This window comes from Enterobacter sp. MGH120 (genome assembly GCF_001037725.1).
GTDB lineage: Bacteria > Pseudomonadota > Gammaproteobacteria > Enterobacterales > Enterobacteriaceae > Enterobacter > Enterobacter hormaechei_C.
On sequence record NZ_KQ089940.1, the window covers coordinates 1,499,418 to 1,516,384 of the forward strand.

The 16,967-nt window shown below is 55.8% G+C and carries 18 protein-coding genes; 8 read left to right on the plus strand and 10 right to left on the minus strand.

Going from position 1 to position 16,967, the window contains the following annotated elements; translation table 11 throughout:
- Nucleotides 1–4 precede the first annotated feature (4 nt).
- From proW to SK54_RS07175, 7 genes are all read right to left on the minus strand, one after another.
- Nucleotides 5–1,069, minus strand: a complete 1,065-nt coding sequence (gene proW, locus SK54_RS22470) for a glycine betaine/L-proline ABC transporter permease ProW (RefSeq protein WP_015571659.1) — start codon at nucleotides 1,067–1,069, stop codon at nucleotides 5–7.
- Nucleotides 1,062–2,264, minus strand: a complete 1,203-nt coding sequence (gene proV, locus SK54_RS07150) for a glycine betaine/L-proline ABC transporter ATP-binding protein ProV (RefSeq protein WP_015571658.1) — start codon at nucleotides 2,262–2,264, stop codon at nucleotides 1,062–1,064. Before proV ends, proW begins: the two co-directional genes overlap by 8 nt.
- 333 nt (nucleotides 2,265–2,597) lie before the next feature.
- Nucleotides 2,598–3,557, minus strand: a complete 960-nt coding sequence (gene nrdF / locus SK54_RS07155; RefSeq protein WP_017382773.1) for a class 1b ribonucleoside-diphosphate reductase subunit beta — start codon at nucleotides 3,555–3,557, stop codon at nucleotides 2,598–2,600.
- Between the two features lie 9 nt (nucleotides 3,558–3,566).
- Nucleotides 3,567–5,711 (minus strand): class 1b ribonucleoside-diphosphate reductase subunit alpha, encoded by a 2,145-nt coding sequence (nrdE, locus tag SK54_RS07160; protein ID WP_032669334.1) that lies wholly within the window; start codon nucleotides 5,709–5,711, stop codon nucleotides 3,567–3,569.
- Nucleotides 5,684–6,094: a class Ib ribonucleoside-diphosphate reductase assembly flavoprotein NrdI gene (gene nrdI, locus SK54_RS07165; RefSeq protein WP_015571656.1), complete on the minus strand. Its 411-nt coding sequence runs from the start codon at nucleotides 6,092–6,094 to the stop codon at nucleotides 5,684–5,686. Before nrdI ends, nrdE begins: the two co-directional genes overlap by 28 nt.
- Nucleotides 6,091–6,330: a glutaredoxin-like protein NrdH gene (nrdH, locus tag SK54_RS07170; RefSeq protein ID WP_017382770.1), complete on the minus strand. Its 240-nt coding sequence runs from the start codon at nucleotides 6,328–6,330 to the stop codon at nucleotides 6,091–6,093. The genes nrdI and nrdH overlap by 4 nt, the downstream gene beginning before the upstream one ends.
- Before the next feature lie 243 nt (nucleotides 6,331–6,573).
- Nucleotides 6,574–6,900 (minus strand): ElaB/YgaM/YqjD family protein, encoded by a 327-nt coding sequence (locus SK54_RS07175; RefSeq protein ID WP_017382769.1) that lies wholly within the window; start codon nucleotides 6,898–6,900, stop codon nucleotides 6,574–6,576.
- 158 nt (nucleotides 6,901–7,058) lie between these two features.
- On the opposite strand from SK54_RS07175, the gene SK54_RS07180 reads away from it, so the two are divergent.
- Nucleotides 7,059–7,403, plus strand: a complete 345-nt coding sequence (locus SK54_RS07180; RefSeq protein WP_006811693.1) for a DUF2002 family protein — start codon at nucleotides 7,059–7,061, stop codon at nucleotides 7,401–7,403.
- A gap of 32 nt (nucleotides 7,404–7,435) precedes the next feature.
- Here the strand turns inward: SK54_RS07180 and alaE are convergent, their stop codons facing one another.
- Complete coding sequence (gene alaE, locus SK54_RS07185) at nucleotides 7,436–7,885, minus strand: L-alanine exporter AlaE (RefSeq protein WP_015571653.1); 450 nt, start codon at nucleotides 7,883–7,885, stop codon at nucleotides 7,436–7,438.
- A 496-nt stretch (nucleotides 7,886–8,381) separates the two neighbouring features.
- Here alaE and stpA point away from each other — a divergent pair, with 496 nt between their 5' ends.
- Entirely contained in the window at nucleotides 8,382–8,786 is a 405-nt protein-coding gene (stpA, locus tag SK54_RS07190) for a DNA-binding protein StpA (protein ID WP_017382768.1), read from the plus strand.
- Nucleotides 8,787–8,823: 37 nt separating this feature from the next.
- Here stpA and SK54_RS07195 read toward each other — a convergent pair whose 3' ends face one another.
- Complete coding sequence (locus SK54_RS07195; protein WP_015571651.1) at nucleotides 8,824–9,003, minus strand: YodC family protein; 180 nt, start codon at nucleotides 9,001–9,003, stop codon at nucleotides 8,824–8,826.
- Between the two features lie 342 nt (nucleotides 9,004–9,345).
- On the opposite strand from SK54_RS07195, the gene SK54_RS07200 reads away from it, so the two are divergent.
- On the plus strand, nucleotides 9,346–9,504 hold the full coding sequence (locus SK54_RS07200; protein ID WP_003862203.1) for a YqaE/Pmp3 family membrane protein: 159 nt from the start codon (nucleotides 9,346–9,348) through the stop codon (nucleotides 9,502–9,504).
- On the opposite strand, the gene SK54_RS07205 is transcribed toward SK54_RS07200, so the two are convergent.
- Nucleotides 9,501–10,430, minus strand: a complete 930-nt coding sequence (locus SK54_RS07205) for a LysR substrate-binding domain-containing protein (RefSeq protein WP_015571650.1) — start codon at nucleotides 10,428–10,430, stop codon at nucleotides 9,501–9,503. The two genes, SK54_RS07200 and SK54_RS07205, sit on opposite strands and share 4 nt — an antisense overlap.
- A 320-nt stretch (nucleotides 10,431–10,750) precedes the next feature.
- On the opposite strand from SK54_RS07205, the gene SK54_RS07210 reads away from it, so the two are divergent.
- From SK54_RS07210 to SK54_RS07230, 5 genes are all read left to right on the plus strand, one after another.
- Nucleotides 10,751–11,356, plus strand: coding sequence for an ankyrin repeat domain-containing protein (locus SK54_RS07210; protein WP_015571649.1), 606 nt, complete (start codon nucleotides 10,751–10,753; stop codon nucleotides 11,354–11,356).
- A 108-nt stretch (nucleotides 11,357–11,464) separates the two neighbouring features.
- Nucleotides 11,465–13,006, plus strand: coding sequence for an acyl-CoA synthetase FdrA (gene fdrA, locus SK54_RS07215; RefSeq protein WP_045906887.1), 1,542 nt, complete (start codon nucleotides 11,465–11,467; stop codon nucleotides 13,004–13,006).
- Nucleotides 13,006–14,421, plus strand: a complete 1,416-nt coding sequence (locus SK54_RS07220; protein WP_015571647.1) for a YlbE family protein — start codon at nucleotides 13,006–13,008, stop codon at nucleotides 14,419–14,421. Before fdrA ends, SK54_RS07220 begins: the two co-directional genes overlap by 1 nt.
- A gap of 11 nt (nucleotides 14,422–14,432) precedes the next feature.
- A complete protein-coding gene (locus tag SK54_RS07225; protein ID WP_015571646.1) occupies nucleotides 14,433–16,013 on the plus strand; it encodes a hypothetical protein in 1,581 nt (526 codons plus the stop codon).
- A complete protein-coding gene (locus SK54_RS07230) occupies nucleotides 16,010–16,966 on the plus strand; it encodes a carbamate kinase family protein (protein ID WP_048246962.1) in 957 nt (318 codons plus the stop codon). Before SK54_RS07225 ends, SK54_RS07230 begins: the two co-directional genes overlap by 4 nt.
- Nucleotide 16,967: the final 1 nt, after the last annotated feature.

Genomic DNA, 16,967 nt, shown 5'->3' on the forward strand with positions numbered 1-16,967 from the left:
TTCCTTATTTTGTAAATGGGCGGGTGAGTAACCCGACAGGGCCGGTGGTGTACCAGCGACGGTTGCCGCGACTACGTGAATCACGACCGACAGCCTGGGTCAGGCGGTCAAGAATGATGGCGAGGATCACAATCCCGACGCCGCCGACGGTCGCCAGCCCCATATCGAGACGGCCAATGCCGCGCAGTACCATCTGACCTAACCCGCCAACGGCAATCATCGAGGCGATCACCACCATCGACAGCGCCAGCATCAGCGTCTGGTTAACACCTGCCATAATGGTCGGCATCGCCAGCGGAAGCTGAACCTTAAACAGCATCTGACGCGGGCTGGCGCCGAACGAGCGCGATGCCTCTATCAGATCCGCAGGCACCTGGTTAATGCCCAGAATGGTCAGGCGAATAATCGGTGGCAGGGCGAAGATAATGGTCACGACCACCCCCGGTACGTTACCGATGCCGAACAGCATGACGATAGGCACCAGGTAAACGAACGCTGGCGTGGTCTGCATCGCATCCAGCAGCGGGCGAATAATCTTCGCGGCCCGGGGGCTGCGCGCCAGCCAGATCCCCATCGGCAGGCCGATCACCACGCAGAACAGCAGGGCGGTCAGCACCAGCGCCAGGGTGATCATCGCCTGAGACCACGCGCCAATCGCGCCGATGGCAATCAGGGAGATGAGCGTGGCGATCCCCATACCCGCGCTGCCGAACTGCCATGCGATCAGCGAGAACAGGATAATCGCCACCGGCGCGGGCATGCCCAGCATCAGCTGCTGGAAGCCGTTCAGGATGTAATCCACCGGGATGCGGATCCCCTGGAACACCGGACGGAAGTGGGTAACGACCCAGTCGATCCCCTCCGTTACCCAGCTATCCAGCGGGATCAGCGTCTTGTGGAACGGATCCATAATATTGAAATGCTCTGGGGCAGGCGCTGGTGCGCTGTTGAGCCAGTCTGCCGCGCCGCCGCCATCGGCAGGCGCAGGCGTCGACCCCCACGCATCGGCAGATTGCGCCGCGCTGTCCGCTGCTTCAGTGGTGCCCCATGGGTTTGATTGATCAGCCATTGTTTGTCCCCTCGCGATCTAAAGCCTGTAGCAGCATCCGTTTTGAGATGATGCCAACGTACTGTTGTTCTTCACCGACGACCGGCACGGCGCACGGCGCCTGACCCACGTGAGAGAGCAACTCGCTGAGCGGCGTTTCGGCGTCCACGGCAAGCGGAGCGTCAATCAACGCCGCATCGATTCCCTGGTTTTCGCTCAGGGCGGTTTTCAGAGAGTCAATGGAGACCACGCCGACAAATTTATTGCCGCGTTCAACCAGATAACCGTATTCACGGTCTTCGTCCTGCAACAGCTTCAGCGCGGAGCGCGGGCCAAAACCTGGCGTTTTACGAATAATGCCGTTTGGTGTTCGACGGGCAATATCTTTCGCACTGAATACGTGGCTAATATCCACGCCGCGGAAGAAGGTGCGCACATAATCATTCGCCGGATTATTGAGAATTTCATCCGGTGTGCCGACCTGCACCACTTCACCATTTTGCATAATGGCGATACGGTCGCCAATACGCATGGCTTCATCCAGATCGTGAGAAATAAAAACAATGGTGCGCTGATGTTTGGCCTGTAATTTTACCAGCTCATCCTGCATCTCGGTGCGAATTAAGGGATCGAGCGCTGAGAAGGCTTCGTCCATTAATAAGATGTCCGGATTAATCGCTAATGCGCGCGCTAATCCCACACGCTGACGCATACCGCCGGAGAGTTCATCCGGATACGCATGAGCATAATTTTCCAGCCCGACCTGACGCAGTGCATCAAGGGCTTTTTCCTGACGTTCCTGAGCGGGCGTGCCGGCTAACTCCATGCCAAAGGCGGTATTATCGAGTACCGTCATGTGCGGCATCAGTGCAAATGACTGAAACACCATCGCAATTTTCTTTCTGCGCACCTCGCGGAGATCTGCGTCTGATATTCTGGCGATATCCACGCCGTCTATCAGCACCTGTCCGCGGGTGGGTTCAATCAGGCGATTGAGAAGGCGAACCATAGTGGATTTACCCGAACCGGATAATCCCATGATGACAAAAATCTCGCCTTCTTCAATGGCCAGACTGGCGTCTTTAACGCCAAGCGATAGCCCGGTTTTTTCCAGAATTTGCTCTTTCGTAAGGCCTTTCTCAATATATTTGAATGCGCGCTGCGGGTGCTCGCCAAATACTTTATAAAGATTTTTCACTTCTAATTTAATTGCCATGCAATAGAGAGTGTCCTGTTATTTGTTTATGTCGATATGATTACCATGGTAAATAGTTAACTGGCATTACCCTAACATACTCAGAATCTGAGACAACCCTGGACCGGCCTGAGGGCGGAATTTTGCCGCAAGCGAAACGGCTGAATTTCCCATGAATAAAGGGCTGAGGGCGGTTTGAATTTTTCTCAATTTTTTGCTGCTGCATCGGGAAATTTCGCCTGAATCGGTGTGATTCAGGCGAATATGACGGGGAAATTACAGTGTAGTACGTAGTGGAATATTCGGCTGGAAATAATGAAATGCAGAGTTAATTAATGAACGTTAATTCATTCATTAAAAATCCCAGTCCTCGTCTTGCGTTTCCACCGCTTTACCCATCACGTACGACGAGCCGGACCCGGAAAAGAAGTCGTGGTTTTCATCGGCGTTGGGCGACAGCGCCGCGAGGATCGCCGGGTTCACCTCCGCCATTTCTGGTGGGAATAACGCTTCGTAGCCCAGGTTCATCAGCGCCTTGTTGGCGTTATAGCAGAGGAAGGCTTTTACGTCCTCTTCCCAGCCCGTTCCGGCGTACAGCTCTTCGGTATAGCTCAGCTCGTTGTCATACAGATCCATCAGTAAATCGAGGGCAAAACCTTTGAGTTCCTCGCGTTTTTCCGCGCTGACTTTCTCCAGCCCTTTCTGATACTTATAGCCGATGTAATACCCGTGTACCGCTTCATCGCGGATGATGAGGCGAATCAAATCGGCGGTGTTGGTGAGCTTGCCCCGGCTCGACCAGTACATAGGCAGCCAGAAGCCGGAATAGAAGAGGAAAGATTCCAGGAACACGCTGGCGATCTTCTTCTTCAGCGGCTCGTCGGCCCGGTAATATTCCAGCACCAGATCTGCCTTGCGCTGCAATGACGCGCTCTCTTCACTCCAGGCGTAGGCCGCGTCCACGTCTCTGGTCTGGCACAGGGTGGAGAAAATCGAGCTGTAAGAGCGGGCATGCACCGCCTCCATAAAGCTGATATTCGACATTACCGCCTCTTCGTGCGGGGTTAGCGCGTCGCTCATCAGCGCGGGCGCACCCACGGTATTCTGAATGGTGTCCAGCAGCGTCAGGCCGGTAAAGACGCGGATTGTCAGCTGCTGCTCGGCATGGCTCAGAGTTTGCCAGGCCGGAATATCGTTGGAGAGCGGGACCTTTTCCGGCAGCCAGAAGTTGCTGGTCAGGCGGTTCCAGACCTCCAGGTCTTTATCATCCTGAATTTTGTTCCAGTTAACGGCACTTACGCGTGACAGTTTCATCCTTTCTCCTTACAGCGCGCAGGACACGCAGCCTTCAATTTCGGTGCCTTCCAGCGCGAGCTGGCGCAGGCGAATGTAGTACAGCGTTTTGATGCCTTTCTTCCAGGCATAGATCTGCGCTTTGTTGATATCCCGCGTGGTGGCGGTGTCCGGGAAGAAGAGCGTCAGCGACAGCCCCTGATCCACATGTTTAGTCGCCTCGGCGTAGGTATCAATGATCTTTTCCGGGCCAATCTCATAGGCGTCCTGGTACAGCGCCAGATTCTCGTTGGTCATAAACGGGGCAGGGTAGTAGACACGCCCGGTTTTGCCTTCCTTACGGATTTCAATCTTCGACACGATGGGGTGGATGCTCGACGTGGCGTGATTGATATAGGAAATGGAGCCGGTTGGCGGCACCGCCTGAAGGTTCTGGTTATAAATGCCGTAGCGCATCACCTCTTCACGCAGCTGTTGCCACATCTCACGCGTCGGCAGGGTGATGCCAGCGCGGGCAAACAGCGCGCGTACTTTTTCGGTTTTCGGCTGCCAGTCGCCTTCCAGATACTGGCTGAAATACTCTCCGCTGGCGTAGCGGGACTGCTCAAAGCCTGCGAACCGCTGGTGGCGTTCGCGCGCCAGCATCATCGAGGTATGCAGCGCATGCCAGGTGATGGTGTAGAAATAAAGGTTGGTGAAATCCAGCCCTTCCGGGCTACCGTAGGCGATGCCCTCCCGCGCCAGATAGCCGTGCAGGTTCATCTGCCCAAGGCCGATGGCATGCGACGCGGCGTTGCCCGCCTCAATGGACGGTACGCTGCGGATGTGGCTCATGTCCGATACCGCCGTCAGCCCGCGAATGGCGGTCTCTACCGTGCGGCCAAAATCGGGTGAATCCATGGTATGGGCAATATTTAGCGACCCGAGGTTACAGGAGATATCCTTGCCCACGTCCGCGTAGTCGAGGTTCTCGTCGTAGCTGGACGCGCTGTTGACCTGCAAAATCTCCGAGCACAGATTGCTCATGTTGATGCGCCCGGCAATCGGGTTCGCGCGGTTCACCGTGTCCTCGTACATGATGTACGGATAGCCGGACTCAAACTGAATTTCAGCCAGCGTCTGGAAGAAATCGCGGGCGTTGATGGTTTTTTTGCGAATGCGATCGTCGGCCACCAGCTCGTCGTACAGCTCGCTTATCGCCACGTCGCCAAAGGCTTTGCCGTAAATCCGCTCAACGTCATACGGTGAGAAGAGCGCCATGTCGGCATTCTCTTTAGCCAGCTTAAACGTGATATCCGGGATCACCACGCCAAGCGACAGGGTTTTGATGCGGATCTTTTCGTCGGCGTTTTCACGTTTGGTATCCAGAAAACGCAGAATGTCCGGGTGGTGCGCGTGCAGATAAACCGCACCCGCGCCCTGACGTGCGCCAAGCTGGTTGGCGTATGAGAAGGCATCTTCCAGCATCTTCATCACCGGGATGACGCCGGAAGACTGGTTTTCGATGCGCTTAATCGGCGCGCCCGCTTCCCGCAGGTTCGAAAGCAGAAACGCCACGCCGCCGCCGCGTTTCGAAAGCTGTAGCGCCGAATTCACCGCACGGCCAATCGACTCCATATTGTCTTCAATACGCAGCAGGAAGCAGGAGACCAGTTCGCCGCGCTGGGCTTTCCCACAGTTAAGGAACGTTGGCGTGGCGGGCTGGAAGCGACCGGAGAGGATCTCCTCCGTGAGTCTTTCGGCCAGCGCTTCATCGCCCTGCGCCAGCGTCAGCGCCACCATCACCACCCGATCTTCAAAGCTTTCTAAATAGCGTTTGCCGTCAAAGGTTTTCAGGGTGTAGCTGGTGTAATACTTCCACGCGCCGAGAAACGTCTGGAAGCGAAAACCGCTGGCGTGCGCCCGTTCAAACAATGCCACCACGAAGGCGCGGTCGTAGCGTGTCAGGACACGCTCTTCGTAATAACCCTCTTTTACCAGCCAGTCGAGACGTTCCTGCTGGCTGCCAAAGACGACGCTGTTCGGGCGTACATGAGCGGCAAAAAAGGCGTCCACCGCCTCATGATCTTTGCCAAACTGAATGCGCCCCTCGCGGTCATAGAGGTTTAGCATGGCGTTTAATGCGTGGTAATCCGGCGTCGCCTGAATCACGCGTTCTGCGGTTGTCGTTGCCAAAATTCGTTCACTCCTTTACGCACGTTCTCTACGTCCTGCTGTGTCCCCATCAGTTCAAAACGATAGAGATACGGCACGCCGCATTTTTGAGAGATGACATCCCCGGCGCGGGCAAAGGCCTCGCCGAAGTTGCGATTGCCTGCGGCGATCACGCCGCGAATCAGCTGCCGGTTATGGGGATCGTTCAGAAAGCGGATCACCTGACGAGGCACAGCCCCTGCGGTGCCGCCACCTCCATAGCTGGGCACCACCAGAATGTAGGGTTCGTCTACCTGAATACGCTCCCGCTCGTTCAGCGGAATGCGTATCGCGGGCAGCCCGAGACGCTCCATAAACCGAAGCGTGTTTTCCGAGCTGCTGGAAAAGTAGACCAGCGTGCTCATGCACTGACGCCCTGAGCGGCAAGGCGGTTGATCATGTCCGGACGGAAGCCAGACCAGCTGGTGTCGCCGGCAACGACAACCGGAAGCTGACGGAAACCCTGCGCCCGCAGGGTGTCTGCCGCGTCGGGCACCTGATCAATATTGACCATCTCAAATGCCACGCCGCGGCTCTCCATCGCCCGTTTCGTGGCGTGGCACTGAACACAATCGTTACGAGTGTAAATAATAATGCTCATGATTCGTATTTCCATTTAGAATGAGAGAACGGCGCGAGTAAACGCGTCATGTTGTGTGTGTCTTTCTAAAGGGAATACTAGATGTAGTTGCGATAAGTTTCAACCACACAAGATATGGGAAATACAGATTAATAAGGCCCCAACGATGAGCCTGGCGGGGCAGGGCGGGCTGTGCGGGTTTTTCAGGCTGTCAGGCAAAGAAAAGCCCCGGCGCCTGAGGCGACCGGGGCTGAGAACGCGCGCTTACTTACGCAAGCTAAGCAGGGCGCCGACAAAAATCCCGACCGCCGCGACCGTTCCCAGCGTACAAAGTGGTTTTTCACGTACGAAGGTGGTGGCGCAGCTGGCCATGTCGCAGGCCGCCTGAGTGGTACGTGAGCGGCCATTCATCCTTGCCCGCGTTTCACGCAGCAGAGACTGAGCCTTACGTTTCGCGGCATCTGCTTCGTCCTTCGCGTCAGAGCCCCAGGATTTCAATACGGCTTCCAGCGTGTCCGCTAATTGGCTGACATCGTTACGAATATCCTGTGTGTCGTCATTAATATCGTTTCGGTTCGGTCTGTTAAACATACGATCCTCCATAATTTGTGTTCCCGTTTAGTTTAGTCCAGAAATGTAATATCTGAAGCGAGTCACGGCTTATCGGGCAGTTTATGGAATATTCTGAAAGCCCTGCTAATGCTGAATACTGTAAGGTTGCCGGGCAGGAATGATAATGAGGAAAAGATATGTATTTACGACCCGATGAGGTGGCGCGCGTTCTTGAAAAAGAAGGGTTCACCATGGATGAGGTAACATCAAAAGCGTACGGATATCGCCGTGGTGAGAATTATGTTTACGTCAACCGTGAAGCAAGAATGGGGCGTACTGCTCTCATTATTCACCCGACACTCAAAGACAGAAGCCTGTCATTTGCTGAGCCCGCCTCGGATATTAAAACCTGCGATCATTATCAGCAATTTCCGCTCTATTTAGGCGGCGAGACGCATGAACATTATGGTATTCCGCACGGTTTCAGCTCGCGTATGGCGCTGGAGCGGTTCCTGAAAGGGCTGTTTGGCGACGTACAATAACTCTGCGACTGGCCTGAGCCAGTCGCCTTACCTTACGCTTTTGCCTGGCTATAAGGGCTGACTTTAAACAGGCGGCGGCAGTAGTCAAGAAAGTAACCGTACACCGCACCCATCAGCATGGATACCACGATATTTGAACTTACCGCAGCGGCGATTTGATGCCAGTCTGCGCCCACCGTCAGCAAAATAACCACATACACCGGGGACTGGAACGTTACGTAAGCCAGCACGTCCGCCAGGTTTTTTACCCAACCCGCCGGGCTAATACGCCGGGCTAAACGCATCACTGCATCGCGATACAGGCCGTACGGCCAGGCAATCATGATATTCACCGGAATGGCCACCAGGCGCGACGAGAGGGATTGCTCAAAGGACATTCCCGACAGGAAAATTTCAATCAGCATATTCACGACGGAACAGTAAACGACCATCGCGAACGTATCCGCTACCGCATGGCGCAGGCGAGACTGCGGTGAGAACATGTCTGAACCCCTCGAACAGGACAAAAAAGTGGCGTTTTACCTGCGGCCTTTAGTGCTTTAGGTTGGTTTGCTATGAGTGTATAGCGTATCTCTCTGGCTTTTAACTAACAAGTAGTGATTAATTTTTATTTGAAGGCGCTTTAGCCATAAAATTCTCTAAAGTTGTGCGTTTTTTGCGCGCTTCGTTATTTTCTCTCCCTGTCCATCTTTTGTTAAAATAAATCAATGGATTAGTTTATCAGTGCGCGTGTAAAACCTCTGTTGTGTGGGAGAGTGGAGGCGGTTTTTTGAACTGTTTTAAACAGGGGTTTTTGGCCTGGGGAAGGGCGGTATATTACGCATTAAAACAGACATATATTTCGGGGTTATATTAACGGGATATTCTAAAACATTTACAATAATGTCAAAACGTCAGGGTGGGTAGATATCAGAACAAAAATCAATTATTCTGTTGCCTGATTTATGTTATACACACGAAGAAAGGTTTTTCATTATTATGGCTTTAACGTTACAGAATCTTAATAATATTCGTACCCTCCGGGCGCTGGCACGTGAATTATCCATGGATGTTCTGGAAGAAGTGCTGGAAAAATTCCGGATTGTCACTGAAGAAAAACGCAGCGAGCAGGCTGAATTAGAGCGTCAACGCGCTGAACAGCAGGATAAAATTAATGCTCTGCTGGAACTGATGAAAGCTGACGGTATTTCTCCGAGCGATCTGTTAGGCAGTGATCTGGCGCAGGCGGGTCAGCCGACGAAAAAACGTAAAGCGCGTGCGGCGAAATATCGTTTTATTGACGCGAACGGTGAAGAAAAAACCTGGACCGGCCAGGGGCGTACGCCAAAGCCAATTGCAACCGCACTGGCAAATGGTAAATCGCTGGAAGATTTCCTGATCTGATGATTATTCGGGCGGTGTATTCCGCCCGATTATTGACTTAGCAGACGCCAAAGTCACCGTCTTCGGAGTACAGAACCACGTCCGCCGCTTTCAGGTGATATTTCTCGCCCTGCTCATTGCTGGCCTGCACAGCCACAATGTTTTCACCATTCACTTCGAGCACTTTCAGTTTCGGACCGCCCTGACGCGGTTGGACATAATCACCGACAGAAAACATAGCACCTCCTCATCATTGTCATGATCTTCACCATAGCCCACGTCCGGGGGCGGGGTACAGCCTAATCTTTCAGATACTCCTTATCAGGTACGTCGGTTCCACGGCATCACTTTCAGCAATCAGCGCGTTTGCCTGCTGCGGCGAAATAAGAGAAAGAGACATTGCGTTTCCTTAAGGTCAATTTCAGAACAGTAGAGCATTTAAGGCGGGGGTTTAAGCCAGTGTAAAGAGGGTAAAGGCAGGTAAAAGCGCGAGAGACGCATGGCAGTTAACCGTAAACTGGCTACGCTTAGAGAAGTGTCTTTTATAATTTTCAATTGGTTAGCTTGCACGGAGTTTTTTATGGGTTTTTGGCGCGTTGTTTTTACGATTATTCTCCCGCCGCTGGGCGTGCTGCTTGGCAAGGGGCTGGGCTGGGCGTTTATTCTGAATATCCTTCTGACCATCCTGGGCTACTTCCCCGGTCTTATCCACGCGTTTTGGGTTCAGACGAAGAGCTAGGTACGCCACAGTAAGTCACTGTAGATCCGGGTCAGCACGCCTTCCGGGCCAAACTGCTGTTTGATCCAGCGCGTGACCTGACCGGTCGCCGCATGCTGCGTGGCGAGCAGCATGCGCGAATCCTGACGTGGATTATTGATCCGCCGCGTTACCAGCAGCCCGTCCTCCACCGCCTCACGCGTCATATATTCCGGTAAAAAGCCAATACCTTCCCCCAGGATCTGACACTGGCATTTCGTGTTGAAGTCCGGCACCAGAATCGCCTCCTGACCGTGAAGCAGCCAGCCCACCTTCTTGTTGATGGTATGCGCGGTGTCCTCGACCATGATATTGGGATACAGACGCAGCTGACTTTCGGAAATGGGCTCCGGGGCGAACGCCAGCGGATGCGTGGGCGCGATGGCAAATACCCAGCGGATCGCCCCTATCTCGGTGTAATCAATGCCGCCGCCGTCCAGCAGCGTATCCGGCGCGCCAATGGCGATATTGGCCTGATTATTAATGATGGAATCCCAGACGCCGTTATACACCTCGGTCGTCACTGTGATCTGGCAGGTGGGAAACTGTTTTTTCAGCACCTGGAGCAAACGCGCGGTATGGCGTGGCGTATACAAAAGCTGATTTATGCAGATGCGCACCCGCGTCTCAATGCCCTGAGAAATGGTATCAATCCCGCGCTTGATGGCATGAAAGTCATTCAGCAGGTCGGTCGCTTTACGATAAAAATAAAAACCGGATTCGGTCAGCTCAATGCTGCGCGTGTTGCGTACAAACAGCACCACGTCCAGTCCGGTCTCCATGCGTTTGATGGTGTAGCTGATGGCGGAGGTGGTCACGCCCAGCTCGGCAGCCGCTTTGCTAAAACTGCCAAAACGTGCCGCGGTGGTGAAGGCCAGCAAATTCTCTTCGGTAAAGATGGAATTCATATTATGGCTCCTGGTGACCATCAGTTTTGAACATATTTTAACAGCGGCGTTACATCATAGTTGATGTCGATCACAGTTCTGGATTTTTACGTAGAACCGCGCTGTGTAAGGCTTTTTCAGCCATAAGGATAATGCAGCCTGAAGCGCATAAAAGCGGTAAAACATAAGAAAAAGGTTGCACAGACGCACATTTCTCCCGGACTGTTGAATTTAACTCAACAATGAATTGCGTGTCGATGAATCATTTTTAAGCGGATTCTTTTATGACCAGGCTGTTGCTATTCTCAGGTCATCAGAAGTGAAACATAGGGAGTCTGAATATGTCTGCAACTGCACTGGTTACAGAATTTCTGCTGGCGGCAGAAGAGGGCAATATCGACGCGCTAAAAGCCTGCCTGGAGAAAGGCGTGGATATTAACGCGACCAACCGCCAGAAAAGAACCGCCATTATTATTGCCAGCCTGAAAAAGCATTACGCCTGTGTGGAGTTTTTAATTGCCGCCGGGGCGGATATTGATAAACAGGACCAGACCTGTTTTAACCCCTTCCTGATCGGCTGCCTGACCAATGATTTAACCCTGCTGCGCATTGTCCTTCCGGCAAATCCGGATCTCGATCGTCTGACGCGCTTTGGCGGCGTGGGCATTACCCCTGCCAGTGAAAAAGGGCACGTTGAAATCGTGCGTGAGCTGCTGGAAAAAACCGACATCAACGTCAACCACACCAATTTTGTCGGCTGGACGCCGCTGCTGGAGGCCATCGTATTAAACGACGGCGGCGCAAAGCAGCAGGAAATTGTGAAGCTGCTGCTCGATCACGGCGCGAACCCGCACATGACCGATAAATACGGCAAAACCCCGCTCGAGCTGGCGCGGGAAAAAGGCTTCAACGCGATCGCAGACCTGCTGCTGGCGGCAGGCGCATAGTGCATTCGGTCAGCCTTCCCCTGGCTGGCCGTTAATCAATAAACGCATTGTTACCGACGTGCATTTAGCACGACGGCGGCCCCCTTTTATCTTAAACAGGTGAAAATAATGCCAACCAAAATCGTCATAAAAAAGAATACGTATTTCGATTCGGTTTCCTTAATGTCGGTTTCCACCAAAGCCAATAAATTGCCGGGCGTCGAGCAGGCGTTTGTGGCGATGGCGACGGAAATGAACAAAGGGGTATTAAAAAACCTCGGGCTATTAACGCCGGAATTAGCGGACGCGAAAAACGGCGACCTGATGATCGTTATTAAAGGCGACGCGGCGAATGAGGAAACCCTGGCCGCCATTGAAGCGTTATTCACGCGTAAAGAGCGCACTGGCTCCCATGAAGCACGCTACGCGACGATTGCCAGCGCCAAAACCCATCGTCCGGACAGCAACCTTGCGGTGATTTCCGTCAACGGCACCTTCGCCGCGCGGGAAGCGCGCCAGGCGCTGGAAAACGATCTTAACGTGATGCTGTTCTCCGATAACGTATCGCTCGACGACGAGCTGGCGCTGAAGCAGCTGGCGCATGAAAAGGGTCTGCTGATGATGGGGCCAGACTGCGGCACCGCCATTATCAACGGCGCGGGGCTGTGCTTCGCCAACGCGGTGCGTCGCGGGCAGATTGGCATCGTTGGCGCCTCCGGCACCGGCAGCCAGGAGCTGAGCGTGCGCATTCACGAGTTCGGCGGCGGCGTGTCGCAGCTGATTGGCACCGGCGGACGCGATCTCAGCGAGAAGATCGGCGGCCTGATGATGCTCGATGCTATCGACATGCTGGAGGCGGACGACGCGACCCGGGTGATAGCGCTCATCTCCAAACCGCCTGCACCCGCGGTGGCTGAGAAAGTACTGGCCCGGGCACGCGCCTGCCGCAAGCCTGTGGTTGTGTGCTTCCTGGGCCGCAACGAACCGCCAGCCGATGAAGACGGTTTGCAGTTTGCTCGTGGCACCAAAGAGGCGGCCCTGAAAGCGGTGCTGCTTACCGGCATTAAAAAAGACGACCTGGATTTACATCCGCTCAACTGGCCGCTGATCGAAGAGGTACGCGCCCGCCTGACGCCGCAGCAGAAGTACATTCGCGGCCTGTTCTGCGGCGGCACCCTGTGCGACGAAGCGATGTTTGCCGCGCTGGAGAAATTTGACGATGTTTACAGCAACATCCAGCCGGATCCGGCCAGGCGTCTGAAAGACATCAGCGTCAGCCAGGCCCACACCTTCCTTGATTTCGGTGACGACGACTTCACCAACGGCAAGCCACACCCGATGATCGACCCGACCAACCGCATCAGCCGCCTGCTACAGGAGGCGCGCGATCCGCAGGTGGGGGTGATCGTGATGGATTTCGTGCTTGGCTTTGGCGCGCATGACGATCCGGTTGGGGTGATGATCGAGGCGATCAAAGAGGCACAGGCGATCGCGAAAGCCGACAACCGTCCGCTGGAAATTCTCGGCTACGTGCTCGGCACCGATCAGGATCCGCAGTCGTTGGCGCAGCAGTGCCAGCTGCTGACTGATGCAGGCGTCATCTGGGCCAGCAGCAGCACCAATACCGGATTACTGGCACGCGAATTTGTCTGCAAAGGGGAGAGAGCATAATGACGATCTTATTCAACCAGCCGCTGAACGTGATTAACGTCGGGATTGCGATGTTCAGCGACGACCTCAAAAAACAGCACGTTCCCGTGACCCAGCTCGACTGGACGCCGCCGGGGCAGGGCAATATGCAGGTGGTGGACGCGCTGGATCGGCTGGCGGAAAAACCGCTGGCGGAGAAAATTGCCGCCGCGAACAAAATTGCCCTTGAGCGGATTATTCAGTCCCATCCGGTGCTGGTGGGCTATGACCAGGCGATCAACGTGGTGCCGGGCATGACCCGCACCACCATTCTGCACGCCGGTCCGCCCGTCTCCTGGGAGAACATGTGCGGGGCAATGAAAGGCGCGGTTACCGGCGCGCTGGTGTTTGAAGGGCTGGCGAAAGATCTGGACGATGCGGCAAGGATCGCCGCCTCCGGAGATATTACGTTCTCGCCTTGCCACGAGCACGACTGCGTGGGCTCGATGGCGGGCGTCACCTCCGCGTCGATGTTTATGCACATCGTTGAGAACAAAACCTACGGCAACCGCGCCTTCACCAACCTCAGCGAGCAGATGGCGAAGATCCTGCGCATGGGGGCTAACGACCAGAGCGTGATCGAGCGCCTGAACTGGATGCGCGACGTGCTCGGCCCGATGCTGCGCGACGCGATGAAGATTATCGGCGAAATCGACCTGCGCCTGATGCTGGCCCAGGCGCTGCACATGGGCGACGAGTGCCACAACCGCAACAACGCGGGCACCACGCTGCTTATTCAGGCGCTGACGCCGGGGCTGATCCAGGCGGGCTATCCGGTGGCGCAGCAGCGTGAAGTGTTCGAGTTTGTCGCCAGCAGCGACTACTTCTCCGGTCCGACGTGGATGGCGATGTGTAAGGCCGCGCTGGATGCCGCCCACGGCATTGAGTACAGCACCGTCGTCACCACCATGGCGCGCAACGGCTACGAGTTCGGCCTGCGCGTTTCCGGCCTGCCGGGGCAGTGGTTCACCGGCCCGGCGCAGCAGGTGATCGGCCCGATGTTCGCGGGCTATAAGCCGGAAGACTCCGGGCTGGATATCGGCGACAGCGCGATTACCGAAACCTACGGCATCGGCGGCTTTGCAATGGCGACGGCCCCGGCCATCGTTGCGCTGGTGGGCGGCACGGTGGAGGAAGCCATCGATTTTTCTCGCCAGATGCGCGAAATCACCCTCGGCGAAAACCCGAACGTCACCATTCCGCTGCTGTCTTTTATGGGCATCCCGACCGCCATCGACATTACGAAGGTCGCGGGCAGCGGCATTCTGCCGGTCATTAATACCGCCATTGCCCACAAGGACGCCGGGATCGGCATGATTGGGGCGGGCATCGTTCACCCGCCGTTTAGCTGTTTTGAAAAGGCGCTGTTAACCTTCCGCGATCGCTACGTTCTATAAGGTATGCATCCATGAAAAACATGAAACTGGAGTGGAAAAGAGGTGACTGGGCAGCTTATTTCGGGTTGATGACCAACAACCTGACCAATTTGCTGACCATGATGGGGCTGCTCATTTTTGTCGTCGGCATCCCGAAGGAGATTGTTTATGGACGCATCGCGCCAGCCTTCGGGCTGGCGGTGCTGGTGGCGAGTCTTTGCTATACGTGGTTTGGCCTGCAAATGGCGCGCGCCACCGGACGAACGGACGTCACCGCGCTGCCGTCCGGCCCAAGCGCGCCGTCGATTTTTACCGTGACCTTCCTGGTCTTAATGCCGGTTTACCAGCAAACCGGCGATGCGGATTTCGCGATTCAGATTGGCCTGGTGTGGTGCTTTGTGGAAGCGATGATCCTCGCGGGCGGTTCCTTCCTGGGGGAAACCATCCGCAAGATGATCCCGCGTACCGTGCTGCTGTCGTGCCTGTCCGGTCTTGGCCTGCTGCTGCTGGCGATGAACCCGATGTTGCAGGCGTTCGAAGCGCCGACCGTGTCGTTTATCGTCCTGCTGCTGATCTTCATTAACTGGTTCGGTAAAAAGCCGATTTTTGCCAAAATCCCGACCGGCCTGCTGCTGTTAATTGCCGGTACTCTGCTTGCGTGGATCTCCGGCCTGCAAAGCCCGGATGCCATTAAAGCGTCCATGTCATCATTCGGCTTTAACCCGCCAGAAGTGCACGTGGACAGCTTCATGCAAGGACTGCCGCACGCGCTGCCGTATCTGGCGTCCGCCGTACCGCTGGGGCTGGCGAACTACATCTTTGACCTGGAGAACATCGAAAGCGCCCACGCGGCGGGGGATGAATACCCGACCCGCAAGGTAATGCTGGCGAACGGTCTGGCCTCGATGCTCGGCTGCCTGATGGGCAATCCGTTCCCGGTCACGGTCTACGTCGGCCATCCTGGCTGGAAAGCGATGGGCGCCAGCATCGGCTACACCCTGGCGTCCGGCGTGACCATGTTCATCGTGCCGCTGTTCGGGCTGGGGGCCTTTATGCTCGCCATCATACCGATGACCGCCATCGTGCCGATTCTGGTGTTTATCGGCGTCGTCACCGCCAACCAGGTGGTGAGGGAAACCCCGAAAGTGGAGGTACCCGTCATCTTCATCTGCCTGTTCCCGTGGATCGCCAACTGGGCGCTGACCATGATGAACAGCGTGATGAGCGCGGCGGGGACCAGCGCGGCGAAAATCGGCACCGACGTGCTGCACAGCAAGGGGATCTACTACGAAGGCCTGATGCATCTCGGCAACGGCGCGCCGCTCGCCAGCATGCTCTGGGGCTGTATCGCCATCTTCGCCATCCTCAACAAACCGCTGCGTGGAGCCGTCGCGGCGGCCGGTGGAGCGCTGCTGGCGCTGTTTGGGGTGATCCACGCGCCGGTGGTGGGCTTTGCCGAGGGCAGTTCCCTGATGTTCGTCACGGCCTACCTGATGATGGGCGGGATGTTTGTGGTGAAGCATGTGCTGGATACCTCTGTTAATCCCCCTCTCCCTGTGGGAGAGGGCCGGGATGAGGGCACCAGAACGCACCTTCTAAAGGAAACAAAATGAAAGAGCTTATGGTCGTCGCCATCGGCGGCAACAGCATTATCAAAGACAACGCCAGCCAGTCGATTGAGCATCAGGCGCAGGCGGTCAAAGCGGTGGCTGAGTCGGTGCTCGAAATGCTGGCTTCGGACTATGACATCGTGCTCACCCACGGCAATGGCCCGCAGGTGGGGCTGGATCTGCGCCGCGCCGAAATCGCCCACGAGCGGGAAGGACTGCCGCTGACCCCGCTGGCAAACTGCGTGGCGGATACCCAGGGCGGGATCGGCTACCTGATCCAGCAGGCGCTCAACAACCGCCTGGCGGCGCGCGGGGAACAAAAAGCGGTCACGGTCGTCACCCAGGTGGAGGTGGATAAAAACGATCCTGGTTTTACGCACCCGACGAAACCCATCGGCGCGTTTTTCAGCGAGGCGCAGCGCGACGAACTGCAACTTGCGCACCCGGACTGGCATTTTGTTGAGGATTCAGGCCGGGGCTATCGCCGCGTGGTGGCTTCACCGCAGCCGTGGCGCATCGTTGAGTCGGATGCCATCAAGGCGCTGACGCAGAAAGGATTTGTGGTGATCGGCGCGGGCGGCGGAGGCATTCCTGTGGTGCGCAGTGAACAGGGCGATTACCAGAGCGTGGACGCGGTGATAGATAAAGATCTCTCCACCGCGCTGCTGGCGCGCGAGATCCGCGCCGACGTGCTGGTGATCACCACCGGCGTGGAGAAAGTGTGCATCCACTTCGGCAAGCCGAATCAACAGGCGCTGAGCACTGTGAACGTGGCGCAGATGACGCGCTACATGGAAGAAGGGCATTTTCCGGCGGGCAGCATGTTGCCGAAAATCGTCGCCTCGCTGGAATTTTTACGCCATGGCGGCAGGCGGGTGATCATTACCTCGCCGGACTGCCTGCCCGCGGCGCTGCGCGGTGAAACGGGTACCCACATTGTTAATGAAGGAAGATAAG